We start from the raw sequence: 20,160 nt of genomic DNA, 5'->3' as shown, positions 1-20,160 counted from the left end.
CCGTCGGGCGCGCCGGAGCGCCTCCCGAAGCCTCCGGCCGGCCGGCCCCCATCGCCGTCGTCGCGACGCAGGCTTCTTGCAGGCCGATCCCCGCGGCGACGTCTCGTCCCAGCCGCGCCGCCCCGGCCGTCCCCCTGCCTCTCTGCCCCTTCCCCGCTTGCCCAACGGTCGCGCAGGTCCCCCGCGTTCACGAGGACGCGCCGGGCCGCGTAGACATGTGACGAATCATCCGGCGCGGGCCCCCGTCAGCCCTCGGGGAAGAGCGGGTGCAGGTGGTCGACCGGACCGCGGCCGCGGCCGACCGCGTAGGAACGCCGGAGCGCCTCGACGAGATAGGCCTTCGCCCCGCGGACGGCGTCCACGAGGCCCTCGCCGCGCGCGAGCCGGGCGCAGATGGCGGCGGACAGCGTGCAGCCCGTCCCGTGCACGTTCCGCGTATCGACCCGCGGGCCGGGGATCTCGACCAGCCGCTCCCCGTCGAAGAGCACGTCCACCGCGTCGCCGGCGAGGGCCCCGCCCTTCACCAGCACCGCGCGCGCGCCGGACCGGGCGAGCTCGCGGGCCGCCTCCCGCATCGCGGCGAGGTCGCGGACGGGGCGGCCGAGGAGCGCCTCCGCCTCGAACAGGTTCGGCGTCACGAGCGCGGCGCGGGGGAAGAGCCGCTCCACGTACGCGCGCTCCGCCGCGGCGTCGAGGAGCCGGTCGCCGCTCTTCGCAACCATGACGGGATCCACCACGAGCGGTCCGAGCGGCAGGCGTCCGGCCGCGTCCGCCACCGCCGAGATGATCTCCGCGTTCGCGAGCATGCCGGTCTTCGTCGCGGCGACCGGCATGTCCGTCGCGACGGCCTCGATCTGCGCGACGACCATCCTCGCCTCGAGCGCGACCCAGGCGGACACGCCCACGGAGTTCTGGGCGGTCACCGCGGTGATCGCGGAGGTGCCGTGGAGACGGTGGGCAGCGAACGTCCGGAGATCGGCCTGGATCCCGGCGCCGCCGCCGGAGTCGGAGCCGGCGATGGTGAGGGCGACCAGCATGCCGGGAACATAGCCTGCCGCCGGCGCGCGCGAACGAGGAAACGGGGCGGGCGATCCCGTAGGATCGCCGCGCCCCGTCGTGCTCGCCAGTCGGCCCCGACCGGCGTCAGGCGCGGGCGCGCAGCGCTCGGCGGCGGAGGGCCGCCATGCCGAGGAACAGGAGGCCGACCAGGCCGGCGTCGCCGCCCGAGGCGCAGCCGCCCTTCGGGTGATCGACGTTCGTCACGGTGACCTTCACCGTCGCGCTGTCGGCCACGCCGTGCGGATCGCGCACGGTGAGCTGGAACACGAGGTCCTGCGTGGGCAGGTCGGCCGACGGCGCCGTGAACGTGGGCTGGGCCACGGTCGCGGAGGAGAGCGTCGCGGCCGGTCCGGAGATCTGCACCCACTCGTACGCGAGGGCCTCACCGTCCGGATCCGACGAGGCGGAGCCGTTCAGGGTGACCGCGGTGCGCTCGTCGACCGTCTGCGCCGCGCCGGCGTTCGCCAGCGGCTGCCGGTTCAGGTTCCGGACGTGGATCGTCACGTCGGACGTGGAGGATGCGGCGCCGTCGCTGACGGTGAGCCGGAGGACGAGGTCGGCGTCCGCCGCCACCTCGGGCGCGGTGAAGATCGCCGTGCCGTTCGCGGCGATGGTCGCCGCCACGAGGTCCAGGGCAGGGCCGCTCACGCGGGTCCAGGTGTAGGTGAGCGCGTCACCGTCGGGATCCGACGAGCCGGCCGCGGAGAGCGCCACCTGCGTGCGCTCGTCGACGGAGAAGTCGACGCCCGCCACGGCCACGGGGGGCCGGTTCACGTTCTTCACGGTGACGTGGACGGTCGCCGTCGAGGACGTCGCGCCGTCGCTCACCGCGAGCTCGAACGTGAGCACGGTGTCGGCGGTCACCGACGGCACGACGAACGCCCGATCCGCGGAGGCGCTTCCGAGGAACGCGACCCCCGTGCCCACGACGGCGTCCGGGAGCGCGGGGACGGAGGAGGCGAGCGTCCACTGGTAGGTGAGCGGATCGCCGTCCGGATCGCTGGACGCGGAGCCCACCAGCGTCGCGATCCCGCCCTCGTCCACCGTGAAGTCCGCCCCGGCGCTCGCGATCGGCGCGTGGTTCGCGTTCTTCACCGTGACGACGGTGGTGGCGGTGCTCGAGAGCGCGCCGTCGGACACGGTCACCTGGAACACGAGCTGCGCGTCCGCCGTCACCAGCGGCGCCGTGAACGACGGCGCCGCCGTCCCGGCGCCGGTCAGCGTGACCGCCGGGCCGCTCAGCTGCGTCCACTGGAACGACAGCGTCGTGCCCGCGTCCGGGTCGGAGGAGGCGGCGGCGGAGAGCGCCACGGCGGCGCCCTCGTCGACGGCCTGCGCCGGACCCGCGACCGCGACGGGAGGACGGTTGCGGCACTGGCGCGTGTCGGCGATGAGGATCGGGAACGGCGTGTTGCCGATACCGCTCACCGTCACGTCGTCGATGAGCCATCCCCCGAACCCGACGCCGCCGTCGGTGCCGATGCGGAACCGGAGGAGAACGGTCTGGCCGCCGTACGTCGTCCCGAGGTCCAGGCTCGCGGGCTGGAGCGTCGGCCAGCCCGTGCTCGTGCCGACGAGGGCCGGCCGGGTGGCGAGCGGGTTCGTGTCGCCGGTGTAGCTCGAGATGGCGCCGCCGGCGTAGAGCGGCGCCCCCACGTCGAGCCACGTCGTGCCGCCGTCGCTCGACACCTCCACGACCGCGCCGTCGTAGAACGCCCGGCCCGGCGTGCCCACCGGATCGGACTCGAAGTCCCACGCGTGCCGGAAGCCGACGACGAGGGACGCGCCGGGGCTCACCTGGAGCGGCGGCGAGACCAGGCTCACGTCCGCGGTCGCCCCGACGTCGGGGCCGTGGATGGCGTGGCTCACCGGCGAGAGCGCGACGCGCTCGAACAGGCTCGTCTTCGCGAACGCCGGGTCCGCCACGGGCGTCCAGGCGAACGCCTCCGCCTCGAGGTCGTCGGACGCGGACGCGGCGGGGACCTCGTCCGTGTTCACGCGGAGGGCGAACTCCGCGGTGTCGGCCACGAGGGCGGCCTCCGGCGGGTAGGTGAGGGTGAACGGCACCTGCCCGATGCCCGTCGCGCTCGCGAGCGACACCTGGACGGTCCCGGTGACGGTCTCGAGCGGGCCGGAGGCGGGGAACGTCACCGTGGCGCCGCCGGGGAACGCGATCTGGCCGTTCGTCGAGGCGATGGTCGCCGTGACGGGCCCGAGCGCGCGATCACCGGTGTTCTTCACGGTGAGCGTGAGCGTGCCGGTCTCGCCGGCGTCGAGCACGGCGTCCCCGTCGTCGCAGCCGGAGGTCACCGCGCCGAATCGGACGCCGGCGACCTGGAGATCCGGGCCGACCGCGTAGCTCTCGACGACCGGGCCGTTGTCGGACGCGTAGCGATCCGCGGCGACCGCGCCCATGCCGGCGCCGCGCTTCGCGAACGCCTTCCAGAAGAGCTGGTAGTCGACGGGATCCGTCGCGTACGCGGCCGCGAGGACCGCGTCGCGCGCCTCGAGGAAGGTCGGCGCCGACGGGGTGAGCTTGTACGCCGCGACGAGGTAGTTCTTCATCCGCGTCTGCGCCTGGTCGAAGGGGAGGCCGGGCTCGTTCAGCAGGGCGGCGTAGCACTCCCACAGCATCGTCGCCCAGACCTCACCCGCGTTGTGGACCTCGGCGTTGTTCGTGCCGTCCCAGTCGAACAGCACCGGGACCGAGGTGCTGTCGATGGGGTTCCCGTTCGCGCTGTGCTTGAACGTGAGCGGATCCTTCGTCAGGTTGGTCGAGTAGGGGACCCGGCGGATGCCGAAGTAGTAGCCCTGGTTCGGGCCGCCGTACCACTCGTCACCGCTCGTCACGTACCCGGCCGCGGCGTACACGCCCGACCAGTCGGCGTTCGCGGATGCGCCCGCGTCCTCCGCCCGGACCATGAGCAGGAGCGCGTGGAAGTCGCCCCAGCCCTCGCCCATGCTGCGGCCCTGGTTGTTCGAGAGGCCGGCGGCGTCGCCGATGAGCCGGTTCGAGATGTAGTGGCCCCACTCGTGCGCGACGATGGCGTTGTCGAGCGTGCCGTCGCGGGGGAGGACGTTGGAGCGGCCGATCGTGACGTTCACGGAGGCGGGCGGCTCGAGGGCCATCGCGTCGCCGTACGCCTTCGCGATCAGGACGGCGGGGATCGTCACCGTCCCGTCGACGCCGCCCATGTTGGCGACACCGGTGGTGTTGTTCGCGATGATGACGCCGGCGGCGCCGTTGAGCTGAGCGTTCTTCGCCTTCACGGCGAAGCCGCAGGTGCCGCGGTACACGAGCGCGATCTTGCCGGTGACGGCGGCCGCGTTCACCCAGGTGGCGTTGCAGCCGAGCCGGGTTCCGGAGCCGTCGTCCGCGAGCACGACGTCGCCGGTGAGCGTGAAGCTCTGCGCGCCGAACCCGGCCGCGACGCCCGCGATGTCCGTCGTGGCGAGCGTCGGGGGCGAGTTGATCGTGATGTACTGCGCGCCGTTCCCGCTGAACAGGTACATCTGCATGCGGGGGCGCGAGCCGTCCGCCGGCGTCTGCATGTTCGCGTTGTTGATGCCCGACGAGTCCTGGGCCTCCGCCTTGAGCGAGTCGCCCTCGAGGCCGCCGCGCCCGAAGTTGGAGGCCTGGGCGTTCCCCGACGCCTCGTCGAAGCCCGCGTCGTAGTACCAGTCGTGGAAGAAGTTCACGTCGTAGAAGAGCTGCGTGATCGCGGCCTGCACCTGGTTCATCGTCGCGTTGGGCGCGACGTCGAAGCCGTACGGGTAGGCGAACTCCTGGGGAGCGGAGGCGGTGCCGCGGATGTCGCTCGCGTCGAACCCGTCCGCGCCGCTGATGTCCGCGTAGGCCTCCGCGTTGTTGCCGGTCGTGACGGTCGCGTCGGCGGCGAGCCACGGGTCGTTCCGCGAGAACGGCGCGCTCGAGAGGATCACGTCCCGCGACGGGAGGAACGGCGCCTGGTACCCGTCGGGCACGCCGGTCGGGTGCGGCGACGGCGCTGTGCCCTGGGGGCCGTCCCACGGACGGTACGGCGCCGAGCTCTCGGCCCAGACGCGGTACTTGAACGCGTCGGCGTCGACCTGGTCCTTGCGGAACAGCACGCGACCGTCGACGGCGGACACGACGTAGCCGTACTCGAGCGACTCGACGCTCTCGACGCGGCCGAGGCCGACCTCGACGTAGTACGCGGGCTCGAGGCCGCCGGGGAGGCGGAACCAGACCTTCTTCGCGCGCGCCGGGCGAGAGAACAGCTCCGCGCGGGCGGCGGTCAGGACGGGCGAGAGCGACGCCTCGAGGTAAGGGCCCCGGCGCCCGGAGGCGGCGAGGTCGCCGGCGGCGAACGTCTCGCCGGTGAGGTCCACGAGGGCCGTGGCGATGGCGTCGAGCTCGCCGAGCGCGAACGCGCCGCCCGCCGGCGTGGCGCGCGCGGCGATCGGGTCGGACGCCGGCGAGAGATTGCCGGAGATGGCGACGAGGTTCCACCGGCGGTCCATCGCGACCTTCGCGGTCTCGCGGAACACCTCGATCCCGCCGATCGGCTGGCGGAACGAGACGATCACCGGCCCGACCCCGGTGTCGTGAACGCCGGTCACGACCGCCGCGTCCACGTCCTCGGGGGCGAGGCCGTACGCGGCCGCGCGGCCGCGGAGGTGCGCGCGCGCGGCGTCGGCGGGAGTCCGCGGGGCCTTGCCCGCGATCGCGGCGGGAGCCCGCTCTCCGAGCGCCCACATGAACGTCGGCACGCCGAGCCTGGAGTCGACGTGGACGGGCGCGCGCAGCGTCCCCTCCGGGATCTGCGCCCTGACGCGCGGAACGCCCAGCCGGTCCTTGCCGGCCGCGAGCACGTTGAAGTCGCCCGGCCGACCCGACGATGCCCGTGCGGGCTGCGACGAAGACGACGCCGCGGCAGTGGTGGAGCTCTGCGGCGCCGAGGTGGACTGGCCACAAGCTGCCAGCACGACGAAGGAAGCGACGAGCAGCGAGCCGACTCGACGTTCGAGCATGCGGCGCATCTCCCTGGGCTGGTGGGCGGGAGACCCGCAGAGGACGGGCAGGAGGCCCGTCCCAGTGAGCCCCCCGGCCCCACTGGAGGTGTGTACCGCCTGTCACGCTACCTAAGGAGCAAAGGTGCGAGCAAGGGGGTGCCCGCCCGGGGACACAACGACGCGCCGCGGCGACCTAGGATGAGGCGGATGACCCGCCGACTCCTCTGTCTGCACGGCCACTTCTACCAGCCGCCCCGCGAGAACCCGTGGATCGAGGCGATCGAGGTGCAGGACTCGGCGGAGCCGTTCCACGACTGGAACGAGCGGATCGCGGCCGAATGCTACGGACCGAACGGTGCGGCGCGGCTCAAGAACGCCGACGATCGGATCGTCGAGATCGTCAACAACTACCTCCACCTCTCGTTCAACTTCGGGCCGACGCTGCTCGCGTGGCTCGAGCGGCACCGCCCCGAGGTGTACGCGCACGTCGTCGAGGCGGACGCGCGGAGCCTCGAGGGGCGCGGGCACGGCAACGCGATCGCGCAGGGGTACAGCCACTCGATCCTGCCGCTCGCGTCCCCGCGCGACCGCCGCACGCAGATCCGGTGGGGCATCGCCGACTTCCGCCGCCGCTTCCACCGGGCGCCGGAGGGCTTCTGGCTGCCGGAGACGGCCGCCGACACGGCGACGCTCGCGATGCTCGCCGACGAGGGGATCCGCTTCACGATCCTCTCGCCATACCAGGCGACGCGCGTGCGCGCGCCGGACGGCGAGTGGGTCGACGCCACGGGGGCCCGGTTCGACCCCACGCGGCCGTACCGGGTCCGGCTCGGCGCGAAGGAGCTCGTGCTCTTCTTCTACGACGGCCACATCGCGCGCGACCTCGCCTTCGGCGAGGCGCTCGTGTCGCCGGAGCGGCTGCTCGCGCGGCTCGAGGGAGGGTTCGATCCCGGCCGCGCGCACGACGAGATCCTCTCGATCGCGTTCGACGGCGAGACGCTCGGCCATCACAGGAAGGGCGGCGACGAGACGCTCGCGGCGGCGCTGCGCGCCGCGGGGCGCCGCCCGGATCTCGAGATCGTGAACCTCGGCCAGGCCCTCGACCGGATCCCGGTGGAGTGGGAGGCCGAGATCGTCGAGGGCTCGTCGTGGAGCTGTGCGCACGGCGTCGAGCGCTGGCGGTCCGACTGCGGGTGCAACGCGGGCGGGCCGCCGGGGTGGAACCAGGCCTGGCGCGCGCCGCTGCGGGAGGCGCTCGACGTGCTCCGCGGGAAGCTCGACGGCATCTTCGAGCGCGAGGCCGCCGCGCTCTTCCCCGAGCCGTGGCGCACGCGCGACCGGTACGTGGACCTCGTGCTCGATCCGGAGCGGCAGGACGCGGACGACCTCCTGCGGCGCGAGGCGGGCCGGCCCCTCACGTCGGACGAGGTGGGGCGCGCGCTGCGGCTCCTCGAGCTCGAGCGGCACGCGCTCCTCATGTACACGAGCTGCGGCTGGTTCTTCTCGGAGCTGTCCGGCATCGAGACGGTGCAGATCCTCCGGTACGCGGCGCGCGCGATCCAGCTCGCCCGCGATCTGGTGGGCCTCGACCTCGAGCCCGCGTTCGAGGCCGCCCTCGCCCGCGCGCCGTCGAACGAGCCCGCGCTCCGCGACGGCCGCCGCGTGTACCAGGTCCTCGTGAAGCCGAGCGTCGTGACGCTCGAGGGCGTCGGGGCCCACCTCGCGATCGCGAGCTCGGTCCGGCCGCTGCCCGACGCGGGCCGGACGTTCTGCTACACGTACCGGCTCGAGGGCCGCCGCTCGACGCAGTCCGGCCCGGTGTCGATCGCGCTCGGGCGCCTCCAGCTCGAGAGCGTCCTCACCCGCGAGACGCTCGACGCGCTCTACTGCGTGCTGCACTTCGGCGCCGCGGACTTCCGCTGCGGGCTGTCTCCCTACCGCGGGCCCGCCCACGCCCAGGAGGTCGAGGCGGCGCTGCTCGGCCGGCCCCACGCGCAGCCGCTCTCGCACCTGCTCCGCGAGGTGGACCGGCACTTCCCCGGGCGCGACTACGGGCTCGGCGACCTGTTCCTCGACGAGCGGCGCGCCGTCGCCGAGGTCCTCCTCGAGGGCACGATGGAGCGCTACGAGGACGACTATCTCGAGATCTTCGAGGACAACAGACGGCTGATGGAGTTCCTCCACGACATCGATTCGCCGGTGCCGGGCCCGCTCCGCGTCGCCGCGGACGTGACGCTCACGCGGCGGCTCCTCCGCGTCACGGGCGCCGCGCGCGCCGGCGACATCGACCTCGCGAGCGCCGAGGCGGAGCTGACCGCCACCGCCGAGCTGGCGCGCCGGCTCGGGGCGCACCTGCACCTCGCCGCGGTCCGCCACGACGTCCGCGAGCTCGTCGAGGGGAGGCTCGCGGCGCTCCTCGCCGGCCGCTCTCCGGGGGCGCGCGCGACGGAGCTCGCCGCGATCCTCGACCTCGCGAAGCGGCTCGGCCTCGAGCTGGATCTCTGGGACGCGCAGAACAAGCTCTGGGCCTGGGCCGGGTCGACGCTCGTCACCGTGGATCGCGCCGCCGCCGCGGATCTCGCGCGCCACCTCTGGTTCGACGAGGAGACGCTGCTCGCGCGCGCGGGCTTCGCCGCGGAGGGGTGACCGACCTCGCCCGACATGTGGGGGCGCTCGCGCCCCGGCGCGCTGGTCAGCGGCGGACATCCGGGTAGAATCCGCGCCCTCTCCCAGGAGGACTCGGATGACCAAGGCGGAGAAGTCCATCGCGCTGTTCCTCGCGGCGAGCGTCGCCGGCGCGCTCGCGCTGGTCGCGTGCCAGGTGCTCGCGGGCGGCGTGCTCGCGAAGGTGCTGGACGTGCAGGACGCCGACGTGTGGGCGGGCCTCGGGCTGACGCGCTTCGGCGTCTTCAAGCTGGGCCTCTTCCTCGCAGTGCTGCCGATCGTGCTCGACGCCGCCGGCGCCGAGAGCGGGCTCCGCCGGCTCCAGGCCGGGCTCCTCACCACGGCGCTGTTCGCCTGGGCCGCGACCTCGTTCGTCTTCCAGGACCGCGAGCTCGCCGCGACGTACGCGCTCCTCGGCGTCGCGGCGACGTTCGCCTCCGCGTTCGAGGGGTGGCGGCGCTGGGCGGCCTCGGCCGCGCTCGGCCTCGTGGTCGCCGCGACGCTCCTCGCGACGCAGGGCCAGTCGCTCGCCGCCGGGAAGAACTTCGGCGCGGCGATCGTGCTCGGGCTCGCCTTCTGCGGCCCCGCCATCGCGGCGGTCGTCTTCGCGCCCGCGGCGGTCGCGGCCGCGCTCGACACCGTCGAGACCCGGCTCGCGCGCGGCTAGCGATCGGAGCCCGGCCACGGAGGGCCGCCGCTGCGCCCGGGGCGCGGCGGTTCCCGTTGAACCGGTGACCGGCCGGCGCCATGGACTCGGGACCGCATGCCGCCCGTCCTCGCGTTCCGTGAAGTCAGCCGCTCCTACCGGACAGCGGGCGGCGTCCTGCCGGTCCTCCGCGGCGTCTCGGCCGAGCTCCCGGCGGGGAGGGCGGTCTCGGTCAGCGGCCGGAGCGGCTCCGGGAAGTCGACGCTCCTCCACCTGGCGGCGGGCATCGACGCGCCGGACGCGGGCGAGGTGGTCCTGCTCGGCAGGGCGCTCGGCCGCCTCCCGGACCGGGAACGCACCCGCGCCCGTCGCGACCACGTCGGCCTGGTGTTCCAGTTCTTCCACCTCCTCCCGCACCTCACCGCGGAGGAGAACGTGCTCGTCCCCGCTCTCGTCGCCGGCGATCCGCCGGGCCCCGCCGCGGCGCGGGCGCGGGCGCTGCTGGAGCGGGTGGGCCTGGGCGACCGCGGCGGCGATCCCGTCCAGAAGCTCTCCGGCGGCGAGATGCAGCGCGTCGCCCTCTGCCGGGCGCTCCTCCGGAAGCCGACGCTGCTCCTCGCGGACGAGCCGACGGGGAACCTGGACGAGGCGAGCGGGCAGAAGGTGATGGAGCTGCTGCTGGGCGTCGCGCGGGAGGAGGGGAGCGCGCTGCTGTACGTGACGCACAGCCGGGAGCTCGCCGCCCTCGCGGACGAGACCTGGATCCTGCACGCGGGGTTGCTCGAGCGCGCCCCCTGACCCGCGCGGCGCGGGCGTCGCGCGGCTGCGGCGCCTCAGCGCGACGCGGCCGGGACGGCGCGCGAGGCGTCCCCGTCCGCGGCGCCCGAGCAGCTGGCGTCCCCGGCCGCGGCGCACGCCCGCGCGAGCAGCGCGACGGTCGCCGGCCGCTCGCCGCGGTGCTGGAGGGCGGCGCGCGCGAGCCGGACCGCCTCCGCTCCGTCCCCCTTCCGCTCGAGGAGGAGCGCGGCGAGGAGCGCCTCCGTGTCGCCGCGGAGCGGCGTCTGGTCCGGGCGGTAGGCCGCGAGCGCCGTCCGGAACGAGCGCTCCGCGTCCTCGAGCTGGCCCATCTTCCAGTGCACCCTCCCGAGCTCCGACCAGCAGTGCGCATAGGTCGGTACGGTCCCGAGCACGGCCATCAGCTCGTGGTGCGCCTCCGGCTGGTTCCCGCGAATGGACGCCGCGGTGCCCCGGGAGCAGCGATCCAGCGCCTCCTCTACCTGGAACGGATCCGGCTGCATCCGCTGCACGTCCGTCCAGACACGATCCTCCGCGTCGGCGGGCGTCGTGACTCCGACGAGGGACGCCCAGGCCTGCTCCGCGCCGTCCGTCTCGCCCAGGGCGAGCCGGACGCCGACGAGCGCCGACCACGCCTCGGCGCTCGCCGGCTCCAGCGCGGCACACCGCTCGAAGGATCGGGCGGCGTCCTCGAAGCGGCGCCGGATGGCCAGCACCCCGGCCTCGACGAGGCGGGCGTCGTAGGTCTCGCGGCGCGCGATCGATTCCTGTGCCAGCGCGAGGGCGGCGTCGAAGCGCGCCGACCGGAACACCGCGACCGCACGGAGCGCGCGAGGCCGCTCGTTCGAGGGATCGAGGCGCGATGCCTCGTCGAAGGCCGCCTCCGCGGCCTGGTACTTGCCGACCTGGAGCGCGGCCTCGCCCTCGGCGAGGGCCTCCGCGGCGGAGCGGCCGGGGATCGCCGCCGGCGCGCCGGGCGTGGGCGCCGCGCTCGCCGGCGCAGCGCGTTGCCCGGTGACGCAGGCAGGTGCACCGAAGGTGACGATGACGGCCAGGAGGACGGGGCGGACGGAGCGCATCGGACCTCGGGGCGGTTCGAGGAGACCAGGTCGCGCGAAAGTATACGTCCGTGTGCGGATCGTCGATGCCCACCCGAGCGTCGTCCGCGTCCTCGCGCGCGCGGACGACCTGCGGGTGCGGCTGGATGGCGCAGCTTCGAGTTCACCGAAGGTGTTGCATATACGCGCTTACGCCCCCGGCCCGGACCCACGGTCATGTGACAGGCGCCGCTCGAGCATCGTCACCTTATTCGCGCGAGGGAGGATGTTCACACACAGACGCAGGCGGTCCGGATCTCGCGACGCGGTCTCTGGAATGGGGCAGCCCCGGTAGACCGATCGGATTCGCGCAGCGTCCCCAGGAAATGACGCAGGAGCCGGGGTCCAGCACGCGGTGCGGCGTGCCGGGAGCGCCTCGGTCACCGCCGCGAGCACGGCTCGCGGCCTGGAGGGAGAGAGTATGAAGGGAACGTGGAGAACACTGGCAGTGATGGCCGCGCTGGCGTGGCCGGCGCTGGCCCTGAGCGCAACGCCTCCGCCGGGCGCGGTCGTCAACCCGCTGCCTTACCCTGGACAGTACACCGATCCCAACACGACGCAGGGTGCGCTCGCGCCCCTCGACACCCCGCTCTCCCCCAAGACGCAGCAGCAGTTCGTGAACCAGCTGCCCATCCCGGTCGACCTCACTCCTGACAAGACGAAGTATCCGGGGTGGGACTACTACGAGATCCAGGCCGCCCCGGTGACGCCCGTCGCGTACTGGGTCGCGCCCGGCACGACGGCGCCCGCAGGAACCGAATGGCTCGGCCTCCGTGATCCGGTCACGGCCGCGCCGCTCTACACGCCGGTGTGGGGTTACGGTCAGATCGGCGCCGGCCCGCTCGGGAGGGACGTCGTCACGTATCCGTCGATGGGCATCCGCGCGACCAAGGGGACTCCGGTCAAGGTGAAGTGGGTGAACAACCTGCCGGACCAGCACCTCTTCTGCCCGCAGCCCCTCAACGCGAACTGGCCGTGCGCCATCGACCGGACGCTGATGGGCACGAAGCTCACCGGCAGCATGCTCGGCGCGCCCGGCGGCGGTCAGTACGGAGGCCCGCAGCAGCCCGACAACGCGATGGTCGTCCACCTGCACGGCGGCGAGATCCCGCCGGAGGCCGACGGCTTCGCCGAGCTCTGGTTCGGCAACCCGACGACGGCGGCCCTCTACAGCCCGACGGCCCTCCCCATCGACCCGCCGCTCTCGATCGCGGCGACCGGGACTCCCCTCACCATGACTCGGCCCACCGGCAACAGCATGATCTACAACTACCCGATGGTGCAGGAGGCCGGGATGATCTGGTTCCACGATCACGCCCTCGGCAAGACCCGCATCAACGTGGTCGCCGGCCCGGCGGGCTTCTTCCAGATCAACGACGCAAACGAGCCGACGACGCTCCCGAGCGGGAAGTACGAGATCAACGTCGCATTCCAGGACCGCGCGTTCAACCTGCCGCAGCCGACGGCGCCGAACATCGCGACGATCAACTATCCGAACGGCATGAACCAGGCGATCGCGGCGCCGCTCGTTCCGCAACAGACGCCGCTGACCCCGGGCGGCAACGCGACGGTCCACCCGCAGTGGGTGCCCGAGTACTTCGGCGACACCCCCATCATCAACGGCATGGCGTGGCCGGTCCTGAACGTCGAGCCGCGCAAGTACCGCTTCCACTTCCTCGACGGATCGAACGCCCGGTGCTGGGCGCTGCAGCGGTCCGACGGCAAGACCTTCACGCAGATCGGGAAGGACGGCAGCTACCTGCCCGCGCCGGTCGCCGTCACGAAGCTGCTCATGTGCTCCGGCGAGCGGCACGACGTCATCATGGACTTCACCGCCCTCGCGGTGGGGACCAAGGTCTACCTGACGAACAACGCGCCGGCGCCGTTCCCGAAGGGCGCGCTGCCGTCGAACAACGACGTGGGCAAGCCGCTCATGTTCAAGGTCGTCCCGCTCACGGCGCCCGACACGAGCGTCATCCCGACCTCCTTCGCGTCGGCGATCCCGGCCATCCGGAACCAGCCGGCCGTCGTCACCCGCGAGCTCGTGCTGAACGAGGTGCTCGACGCCGTGACGCTCTACCCGCTGCGCGTGCAGATCGACGGCAAGCCGTTCGAGGGCGCGATCACCGAGACGCCGAAGAAGGGCACCATCGAGATCTGGAAGATCATCAACACGACCGGCGACCTGCACCCGATCCACACCCACCTGGTCCAGCACCAGGTGATCTCGCGCCAGGTCTTCGACACGGCGGGCTACTCGGCGGCGACGGGCTTCGCGGTGCCCGGCAACACCACGTTCACCAAGCTGCCCATCACGCCGTACCTCAAGAGTGCGCCGCGCGGCCCGGACATCAACGAGCAGGGCTACGCAGACACGACGAAGTCGTGGCCGGGCGAGGTCCTCACCATCATCGCGAAGTGGGACGGCCGGTGGGACACGACCGTCTCGGATCCGGCCAGCGCCGCCGTGCCGCAGGCGCCGGCGTTCCTGGCGGTGACCTCGGGCCCGTACGTGTGGCACTGCCACATCGTGGACCACGAGGACAACGAGATGATGCGGCCGGTCGTCGTGCAGCCGTAGACGTGGGGCACCGGCAGCGCCGGTGCCGCTGGAGGGGGCGGCGCTCGCGAGGGCGCCGCCCCTCGAGCAGGGTGCGCGGCGCGGCTGCTGCGCCGCCCGGCCGCGCTTGAACGCCGGCGGACGGCACGGGATGATCTCCCGCATCGGCCGCCGCCCAGGGAGGCACATGGCGAGCGTCACCGCGGTCGTCGCGATCCTGGCTGCCCTGACGGTCTCGGCCGGACCGGACCGCTCCGGCCCGCTGTTCCCGGTCCGCCAGGGCGGAAAGTGGGGGTTCATCGATCGCACCGGCGAGGTGGTCATCGCGCCCAGGTTCGACGCCGCGGACCGGTTCTCGGATGGGCTCGCCGCCGTCCGCAAGTGCGCGCAGCTCGGCTACGCCGACGGGCGCGGCGAGGTCGTCCTGGTGCCCGCGTTCGAGCCGGTCGAGCCCGGGCTCCATCGGAGGTTCTCGGACGGGCTCGCGGCCGTGAAGACGAACGGGCGGATCGGCTTCATGGACAGGGCCGGGAAGCTCGCGATCGCCCCGCGGTACCTTCGCGTCGAGGACTTCTCCGAGGGGCTCGCGCTCGCCTGCAGCGAGGCCGGGTGCGGCTTCCTGCGCAAGGACGGGACGTACTTCGGCTCGGACATGTACATGGGCGGCACCTCGTTCCGGAACGGCTTCGCGAGCATCTGGCTCGCGATGGGGATGAACCTCAAGCGGACGGTGTTCGTGACCGGCGAGCTGAAGGTGCTCCCCGGTGAGTACGAGGGCAGCGGCGACTACGCCGAGGGGCTCGCGCCGGTGCGCCACCGCGACGCCTGGGGGTACGTCGACGCGGCGGGAACGCCGGTCATCGCGAACCGGTTCGCGGAGGCGGGGTCGTTCTCGGAGGGGCTCGCGCCGGTGACGGTGCAGGAGACCCGCCGCTGCGGCTACGTGGACCGGACCGGCAAGCTGGCCATCCCGCCGCGGTTCGCGAGCTGCCGGCCGTTCTCGGGCGGCCTCGCGCGGGTCGACCTGGCCGAGAACCCCGCGACCGACGCGGAGCAGGTCGCGTTCGTGAACCACGCGGGCGACGTGGTCATCCGCGGCGACGCGGCGAGGCCGCCCTTCACCGCGGCGGACGACTTCGCGGACGGCCTCGCGGCCGTCGGCGCCGGCGGGCCACCCGCCTTCGCGGACGACGTGGTGGCGCTGGGATACATCGACACGTCGGGGCGGTACGTCTGGCGCCCGACGCACTGAGCACCGGAGAGGACACCATGAAGCTCGAGGCCATCGTGCTCTGCGCAGCGCTCCTCGCCGCCGGCCCGGCCGCGGCGCAGGAGCTCAAGGTCGTCATCAACCCGACGGAGCCGGACGAGGTGCCGCCCGGCGTGCGCGAGGACCAGCTGCTCTGGAAATCCGCCCGCGACGCCACCGTGGAGGGGATGGGCAACATCCTCGCCGCGAACTCCGAGCTCGCCGAGCTCCGCGCCGCGCTGGCGCACGTGGACGTGCTGGAGAAGGACGCGAGCGCGGGCGATCGCGCCGCGCTCGCCGCGATCCGGGCGCGTCTCGAGGATCGGCGCGCCGCGCTCGCCGCCGCGATCCCGACCGGCCCCACGGGCGGCTGCCGCTACACGCTCATCCACCTCGAGCAGTCGATGGACGCGGAGCCCGGGACGGCGCTCGCCAACCGGCTGCCGCAGAAGCGCGAGGAGGCACGCTGGTGTGCCGAGACCTTCTCGGCCGCGAACGCGAAGCTCGCGCCCGCCATCGCGTCGACCCGCGCCGCGCTGGACGAGGTGGTCCCTGAGCTCCGGAAGCGGGGCGCGGCGCGCCCGGCGCCCGCGGCCGTCGCGAAGCCCGGCGAGACGCCGGCTGCGCCGGTGCCGGCGTCTGCGCCGGCATCCGCGGCGACGAGCGCGGCGGCGAGGTGAGCGCGATGGCCTCCGCCCGCTCGAGGAATGCCGCCCGCTGGACCGTGGCGCTGGTCGCGCTCGCGGCGGTCGTCGTTCTCCTGGTCACCTCGCCCGGGGGCGCTCCGCCGCGCAGCGACGGCGCGCCGGTCGGCGCCGCGGGCGACGCGACCAGCGCGCCCGGCGCCGTCGCCGTGCCCGCGCCCGGCGTACCCGCCGAGACGGCGACGACGGCCTCTCCCGCGGCGCTGGCGGTTCCCGCCGCCGCGGGGGAGCAGCCCTGGTCTGCCGTGCCGGTCGCGGCGCGGCTCTCCGACCTCGGTCCGCTCGCGCGGCACGTCTACGCGGGCCTGCAGCAGGCGCGGGCCGCCATGGACGGGTGCTTCCAGGAAGCCGAGCGCGAGGCGCAGGCGAATCCGCCGGGCCAGCCGGAGGAGGGCGGGGCGGCGATCGTCAGCCTCGAGCTGGAGAGCCGCCCCGACGAGCTCGTGATCGTCGGCGCGCCGCTCCAGTCCATCGGGACGTCGAGCCCGCGGCTCGTCGACTGCTGCGAGGGCGTCCTCCGCGGCTTCCGGATCCCGGCGCCGGGCGCGACGCCGGGCCGCCGGTACCGCCTGAACCACCAGCTCTCGCCCTGAGCGGGCCAGCGCCGTGGGCTCGCCTCGAGCCCACGGCGCGATGAGGCGCCGCTTGCGGGCGGGCGGCGCGCGCGGCATGGGTGTCTCCTGATGAGGCGCTACCTGCCGCGGGCGGTCGCGAGGGAGGTCCGTGGCGGGAAGGCGCTCTTCCTGCTCGCGGTGGGCGGCGTCGCGCTCGGCGTCGCGTCCGTCCTCTCGATCCAGCTCCTGAACGCGTCGGCGCTCGGCGCGTTCTCCGGCACCGTCCGAGCGGTGTCCGGTGACGCCGACCTGTCGGTGCTGCCCTGGGCCGGCGCGCTCGACGAGGCGCTCCTCGACGACGTGCTCTCGGTTCCCGGCGTCGCCGCGGCGGCGCCGGTGTTCCGCGCGGACGTCGCGGTGGAGGGCCGGCCGGGCGCGACGCTGGAGATCGCGGGCGTGGACCTGGTCTCGCCGCGGAAGGGTCCGCGGCTCCTGCCGGACGGCGTCCTCGCGGGCGCGCTGGAGCGCCGCGGCTGGGTCGCGGTGTCGTCCGCGTGGGCGCGCGAGATGGGCTGGCGCGCAGGCGACGCCATCCGCGTCTCGATCGGCTCGCGCCGCGTCGAGCTGGAGGTGGGCGCGATCGTCGATCTGGAGCGGGCGGCGCCGCTCGCGAGCCGCCGCCTCGCGCTCATGGACCTCGCGCAGGCGCAGGGGCTCTTCGGCGGGCGCGGCCGCCTCCACGAGATCGCCGTGCGCGTCGCGCCCGGCACGGCCGCCGGCGCGGTCGCGGAGCGGCTCGCCGCGCGCCTCGGCGGCCGCGGCCGCGTCGCCACGGCGGCGCAGCGGACCGTCGAGGCGGAGGGGCTCCTCGGGGCGTTCCGGCTGAACCTCACCGCGCTCTCGCTCGTGTCGCTCCTCGTGGGCGGCTTCCTGGTCTACGCGTCGGTGCGGGCGTCGCTCGCGCGCAGGCGCGAGGAGCTCGGCGTCCTGCGGGCGGTGGGCGCCACGCGGGCGCAGGTGGTCGGGCTCGTCCTCGGCGAGGCGGCGCTGCTCGGCGCGCTGGGCACCGCCGTGGGCATCCCGCTCGGCTGGCTCGCGGCCCGCGCCAACGTCGCGGCGGTCTCCGGGACCATCCGGAACCTCTACCTGCTCGAGGGCGTCGAGCGGCTCGCGCTCTCGCCGGGGCTGGTGCTCCTCGGCGCCGCGACGGGGCTCGGCGGCGCCGTGGCCGGCGCGCTCTGGCCGGCGCTCGACGCGGCGCGCGCCGACCCCCGCGCGCTCCTCGCGTCCATCACGCTCGAGGAGGGCGCGACGGCGCGCGCCGGGCGCCTCCTCGCGGCGGGGCTCGCGTTCCTCGCGGCGACCGCCGCGGTGTTCGCGGCGACGGCGGGGCGCTGGGCGCCGGCGGGGTTCGTCCTCGCCGTCGGGGTCCTCGCCGCCGTGCCGCTCGCCGCCCCCGCCGCGCTGCGCGTACTCGGGCGCCTGCCGCGGCCGCGACGGCTCGGCGTGCGGGAGGGGGCGCGGCGGCTCGGGTCGCGCCTCTCGGCCGCCGCGCCCGCGGCGGGCGCGCTCGCGGTCGCGGTGTCGATGCTCGCCGGCGTCACCATCATGGTCGGGAGCTTCCGGACCACCGTGGTCGGCTGGCTCGACGCGACGATCCGCGCCGACGTCTACGTCACCACGCCGTCCTGGCGCCGGGCGCGGAGCGAGGCGACGCTCGCGCCGGAGGTCGTCGCGCGGCTCCGATCCGTCCCGGGCGCGGTGGCGCTCGACGTCCTCCGGCAGCACACCGGGTTCGGGGCCGGCCGGCGGATCCTCGTCACCGGGATCGACGCGGCGCTGCCGGGCGGTGGCCGGCGGGTGGCGCTCGTGTCGGGCGACGGCGCCGCGGCGATGGACGCGCTCCGGCGCGGGGCGGTGCTGGTGTCGGAGCCGCTCGCGCGGAAGGCCCGCCTCGCCGCCGGCGGGTCGGTCGCGCTCCGGTCGCGCGACGGCGAGGTGACGCTCCCGATCGCCGGTGTCTACAGGGACTACGGCACCGAGGGTGGCGCCGTCCTCCTCGACCTCGCCACCTATGCGCGGCTCTACGGCGACGGGCCGCCGTCCAACGCCGCGCTGTACCTCGGGCCCGGCGAGGATCCGGAGGCGGTCGTGCGCGCGCTCCGGGCGTCGCTGCCGGACGCCGCGCTCCTGGTGCGCTCGAACCGCACGCTCCGCGGCGAGGTGCTCGCGATCTTCGAGCAGACGTTCGCGGTGACGCGCCTCCTCGAGGCGATGGGCCTCCTCATCGCCGCTGCCGGGGTGACGCTCGCGCTGCTCGTCCTCGCGCGCGAGCGCCGGGGCGAGCTCGCGCTCTACCGCGCCCTCGGCGCGTCCCGCGGGCAGCTCTTCCGCGTGTTCCTCGGGCGCGGGCTGGCCGTCGGCGTGACCGGCCTCACGCTCGGCGCGGTGGGCGGCGGGGCGCTCGCGGTGATCCTCGTCGGGGCGGTGAACCCGGCGTTCTTCGGCTGGAGCCTGGACCTGGCGGTGCCGTGGGCGCCGCTCGCCGGGGAGTCCGCCGCGATCCTCGTGGCGACGGCGGCCGCGAGCCTCTACCCGGCCATCGCGGCGAGCGCCACGCCGGCGCAGGAGCTGTCGCGCGATGCGCTCTAGGCTCGCCGTCGCGCTCGCGCTCGCGGTCGCGCTCCCGGTCGCGCTCGCCTCCGCGCCAGCCCCCTCCGGCGGCTGGTCCCCCGCCGATCCTGCCCACCGGTGGTCCTTCCCGCGCGACCACCACGCCCACTCCGCGACGCGGAACGAGTGGTGGTACTTCACCGGCATCGTGAGCGCGACCGGCGCGCCGGGCCGCCGCTTCGGGTACCAGCTCACGCTGTTTCGCGTCGGCCTGGTCCCCGATCCGCCGGCGCTCGACTCCGCGTGGGCGACCGGCACGGCGGTGATGGGCCACGCCGCCATCACCGATCTCTCGACCGGCGCGCACGTCTTCTCGGAGGTGGTCTGGCGCGCGGCGCCGCCGCTCGGCGGCTTCGGCGCCGCGGACGACCCGGTGGTCGCGTTCGCCCGCGCGCCGCCCGGCACGCCCGGGCGCTGGACGGTGGCGCTCGACGGCGCCGGCGGCTTCGCGGTCGCGATGCGGGACGACGCCCGGGGCGTCGCGCTCGAGCTCTCGCTCCGCCCGGAGAAGCCCGTCGCGCTGCAGGGCCCGAACGGCTACAGCCGCAAGTCGGCGCTCCCCGGCTACGCGAGCCTGTACTACTCGCTCACCCGGCTCTCGACCTCCGGCCGGCTCACCGCGAGCGGCGAGACGTTCCCCGTCTCCGGGGCGAGCTGGATGGACAGGGAGCTCGGGTCGTCCCAGCTCGCGCCCGGGCAGAGGGGCTGGGACTGGTGGAGCCTGCGGCTCGCCGATGGCCGCGACCTGATGCTGTACGTGCTCCGGCGCCCGGACGGCGCGGCGGACTGGCGGAACGGCACGCTCGTCGGGAAGGACGGCGCGGTGACCGTGCTCGCGGCGGACGCGTGGTCCGTCGAGGCGACGGGGACGTGGCGGAGCCCGGAGACCGGCGCGGCGTACCCCTCCGGCTGGCGGGTCCGCGTGCCCGGCGCCGGGGTCGACCTGACGGTGACGCCCATCGTGAAAGGCGCGGAGAACGTCTCGCGGCTCGTCGACGGGCTCGCGTACTGGGAGGGGCCGGTGACGCTCGCGGCCGGGGGCGCGGACGCGGGGGAGGGGTACGTCGAGCTGACCGGGTACGGTCCCGCGGGCCGGCTCCCGCTCTAGGGTGGTGGCGAGTCCCGGCGTCGCCCCGCCGAGGGCGGCGGCGGCTCGCGGGGGGC

Annotated in this window: 12 protein-coding genes; 9 read left to right on the top strand and 3 right to left on the bottom strand. The window is 74.7% G+C overall.

Going from position 1 to position 20,160, the window contains the following annotated elements; translation table 11 throughout:
- Positions 1-245: 245 nt before the first annotated feature.
- Both thiD and AMOR_RS00125 read right to left on the bottom strand, forming a co-directional pair.
- The gene (gene thiD / locus AMOR_RS00130; RefSeq protein ID WP_248357387.1) at positions 246-1,037 is read right to left on the bottom strand and encodes a bifunctional hydroxymethylpyrimidine kinase/phosphomethylpyrimidine kinase; all 792 of its coding nucleotides are present in this window, start codon (positions 1,035-1,037) and stop codon (positions 246-248) included.
- A gap of 106 nt (positions 1,038-1,143) precedes the next feature.
- Positions 1,144-6,072, bottom strand: a complete 4,929-nt coding sequence (locus AMOR_RS00125; protein ID WP_248357385.1) for a myxosortase-dependent M36 family metallopeptidase — start codon at positions 6,070-6,072, stop codon at positions 1,144-1,146.
- A 189-nt stretch (positions 6,073-6,261) separates the two neighbouring features.
- Here AMOR_RS00125 and AMOR_RS00120 point away from each other — a divergent pair, with 189 nt between their 5' ends.
- The 3 genes from AMOR_RS00120 to AMOR_RS00110 all read left to right on the top strand — a co-directional run bounded on the left by AMOR_RS00120 (position 6,262) and on the right by AMOR_RS00110 (position 10,162).
- The gene (locus AMOR_RS00120; protein WP_248357384.1) at positions 6,262-8,700 is read left to right on the top strand and encodes a DUF3536 domain-containing protein; all 2,439 of its coding nucleotides are present in this window, start codon (positions 6,262-6,264) and stop codon (positions 8,698-8,700) included.
- 97 nt (positions 8,701-8,797) lie between these two features.
- Positions 8,798-9,385, top strand: a complete 588-nt coding sequence (locus AMOR_RS00115; RefSeq protein ID WP_248357383.1) for a hypothetical protein — start codon at positions 8,798-8,800, stop codon at positions 9,383-9,385.
- A 96-nt stretch (positions 9,386-9,481) separates the two neighbouring features.
- Positions 9,482-10,162 carry an ABC transporter ATP-binding protein gene (locus AMOR_RS00110; RefSeq protein WP_248357382.1) on the top strand — a complete coding sequence of 227 codons (681 nt, stop codon included), beginning with the start codon at positions 9,482-9,484 and terminating at the stop codon, positions 10,160-10,162.
- Positions 10,163-10,197: 35 nt separating this feature from the next.
- Here the strand turns inward: AMOR_RS00110 and AMOR_RS00105 are convergent, their stop codons facing one another.
- Positions 10,198-11,238 carry a tetratricopeptide repeat protein gene (locus AMOR_RS00105; protein WP_248357381.1) on the bottom strand — a complete coding sequence of 347 codons (1,041 nt, stop codon included), beginning with the start codon at positions 11,236-11,238 and terminating at the stop codon, positions 10,198-10,200.
- Between the two features lie 469 nt (positions 11,239-11,707).
- Between AMOR_RS00105 and AMOR_RS00100 the strand changes: the two genes are divergently transcribed.
- The 6 genes from AMOR_RS00100 to AMOR_RS00075 all read left to right on the top strand — a co-directional run bounded on the left by AMOR_RS00100 (position 11,708) and on the right by AMOR_RS00075 (position 20,104).
- Positions 11,708-13,837, top strand: coding sequence for a multicopper oxidase family protein (locus tag AMOR_RS00100; RefSeq protein ID WP_248357380.1), 2,130 nt, complete (start codon positions 11,708-11,710; stop codon positions 13,835-13,837).
- A 166-nt stretch (positions 13,838-14,003) separates the two neighbouring features.
- Positions 14,004-15,068 carry a WG repeat-containing protein gene (locus AMOR_RS00095; protein ID WP_248357379.1) on the top strand — a complete coding sequence of 355 codons (1,065 nt, stop codon included), beginning with the start codon at positions 14,004-14,006 and terminating at the stop codon, positions 15,066-15,068.
- Positions 15,069-15,085: 17 nt separating this feature from the next.
- The gene (locus tag AMOR_RS00090; RefSeq protein WP_248357378.1) at positions 15,086-15,745 is read left to right on the top strand and encodes a hypothetical protein; all 660 of its coding nucleotides are present in this window, start codon (positions 15,086-15,088) and stop codon (positions 15,743-15,745) included.
- A 5-nt stretch (positions 15,746-15,750) separates the two neighbouring features.
- The gene (locus AMOR_RS00085; protein ID WP_248357377.1) at positions 15,751-16,362 is read left to right on the top strand and encodes a hypothetical protein; all 612 of its coding nucleotides are present in this window, start codon (positions 15,751-15,753) and stop codon (positions 16,360-16,362) included.
- Between the two features lie 90 nt (positions 16,363-16,452).
- Complete coding sequence (locus AMOR_RS00080; protein WP_248357376.1) at positions 16,453-18,975, top strand: FtsX-like permease family protein; 2,523 nt, start codon at positions 16,453-16,455, stop codon at positions 18,973-18,975.
- Positions 18,965-20,104, top strand: coding sequence for a lipocalin-like domain-containing protein (locus AMOR_RS00075; RefSeq protein ID WP_248357375.1), 1,140 nt, complete (start codon positions 18,965-18,967; stop codon positions 20,102-20,104). Before AMOR_RS00080 ends, AMOR_RS00075 begins: the two co-directional genes overlap by 11 nt.
- Positions 20,105-20,160 lie beyond the last annotated feature (56 nt).

It is taken from the genome of Anaeromyxobacter oryzae, from assembly GCF_023169945.1.
GTDB classification, from domain to species: Bacteria; Myxococcota; Myxococcia; order Myxococcales; family Anaeromyxobacteraceae; genus Anaeromyxobacter; species Anaeromyxobacter oryzae.
The sequence above is the reverse complement of the archived record's forward strand: the minus strand, read 5'-3'. Positions and strand labels throughout refer to the sequence as shown.

Bases quoted from the DNA above. Each gene is read 5' to 3' on its own strand.
- AMOR_RS00100 (WP_248357380.1), top strand. From the start codon at position 11,708: ATGGCCGCGCTGGCGTGGCCGGCGCTGGCCCTGAGCGCAACGCCTCCG.
- AMOR_RS00075 (WP_248357375.1), top strand. From the start codon at position 18,965: ATGCGCTCTAGGCTCGCCGTCGCGCTCGCGCTCGCGGTCGCGCTCCCG.
- AMOR_RS00090 (WP_248357378.1), top strand. From the start codon at position 15,086: ATGAAGCTCGAGGCCATCGTGCTCTGCGCAGCGCTCCTCGCCGCCGGC.
- AMOR_RS00080 (WP_248357376.1), top strand. From the start codon at position 16,453: ATGAGGCGCTACCTGCCGCGGGCGGTCGCGAGGGAGGTCCGTGGCGGG.
- thiD (WP_248357387.1), bottom strand. From the start codon at position 1,037: ATGCTGGTCGCCCTCACCATCGCCGGCTCCGACTCCGGCGGCGGCGCC.
- AMOR_RS00105 (WP_248357381.1), bottom strand. From the start codon at position 11,238: ATGCGCTCCGTCCGCCCCGTCCTCCTGGCCGTCATCGTCACCTTCGGT.
- AMOR_RS00110 (WP_248357382.1), top strand. From the start codon at position 9,482: ATGCCGCCCGTCCTCGCGTTCCGTGAAGTCAGCCGCTCCTACCGGACA.
- AMOR_RS00095 (WP_248357379.1), top strand. From the start codon at position 14,004: ATGGCGAGCGTCACCGCGGTCGTCGCGATCCTGGCTGCCCTGACGGTC.
- AMOR_RS00120 (WP_248357384.1), top strand. From the start codon at position 6,262: ATGACCCGCCGACTCCTCTGTCTGCACGGCCACTTCTACCAGCCGCCC.
- AMOR_RS00125 (WP_248357385.1), bottom strand. From the start codon at position 6,072: ATGCTCGAACGTCGAGTCGGCTCGCTGCTCGTCGCTTCCTTCGTCGTG.
- AMOR_RS00115 (WP_248357383.1), top strand. From the start codon at position 8,798: ATGACCAAGGCGGAGAAGTCCATCGCGCTGTTCCTCGCGGCGAGCGTC.
- AMOR_RS00085 (WP_248357377.1), top strand. From the start codon at position 15,751: ATGGCCTCCGCCCGCTCGAGGAATGCCGCCCGCTGGACCGTGGCGCTG.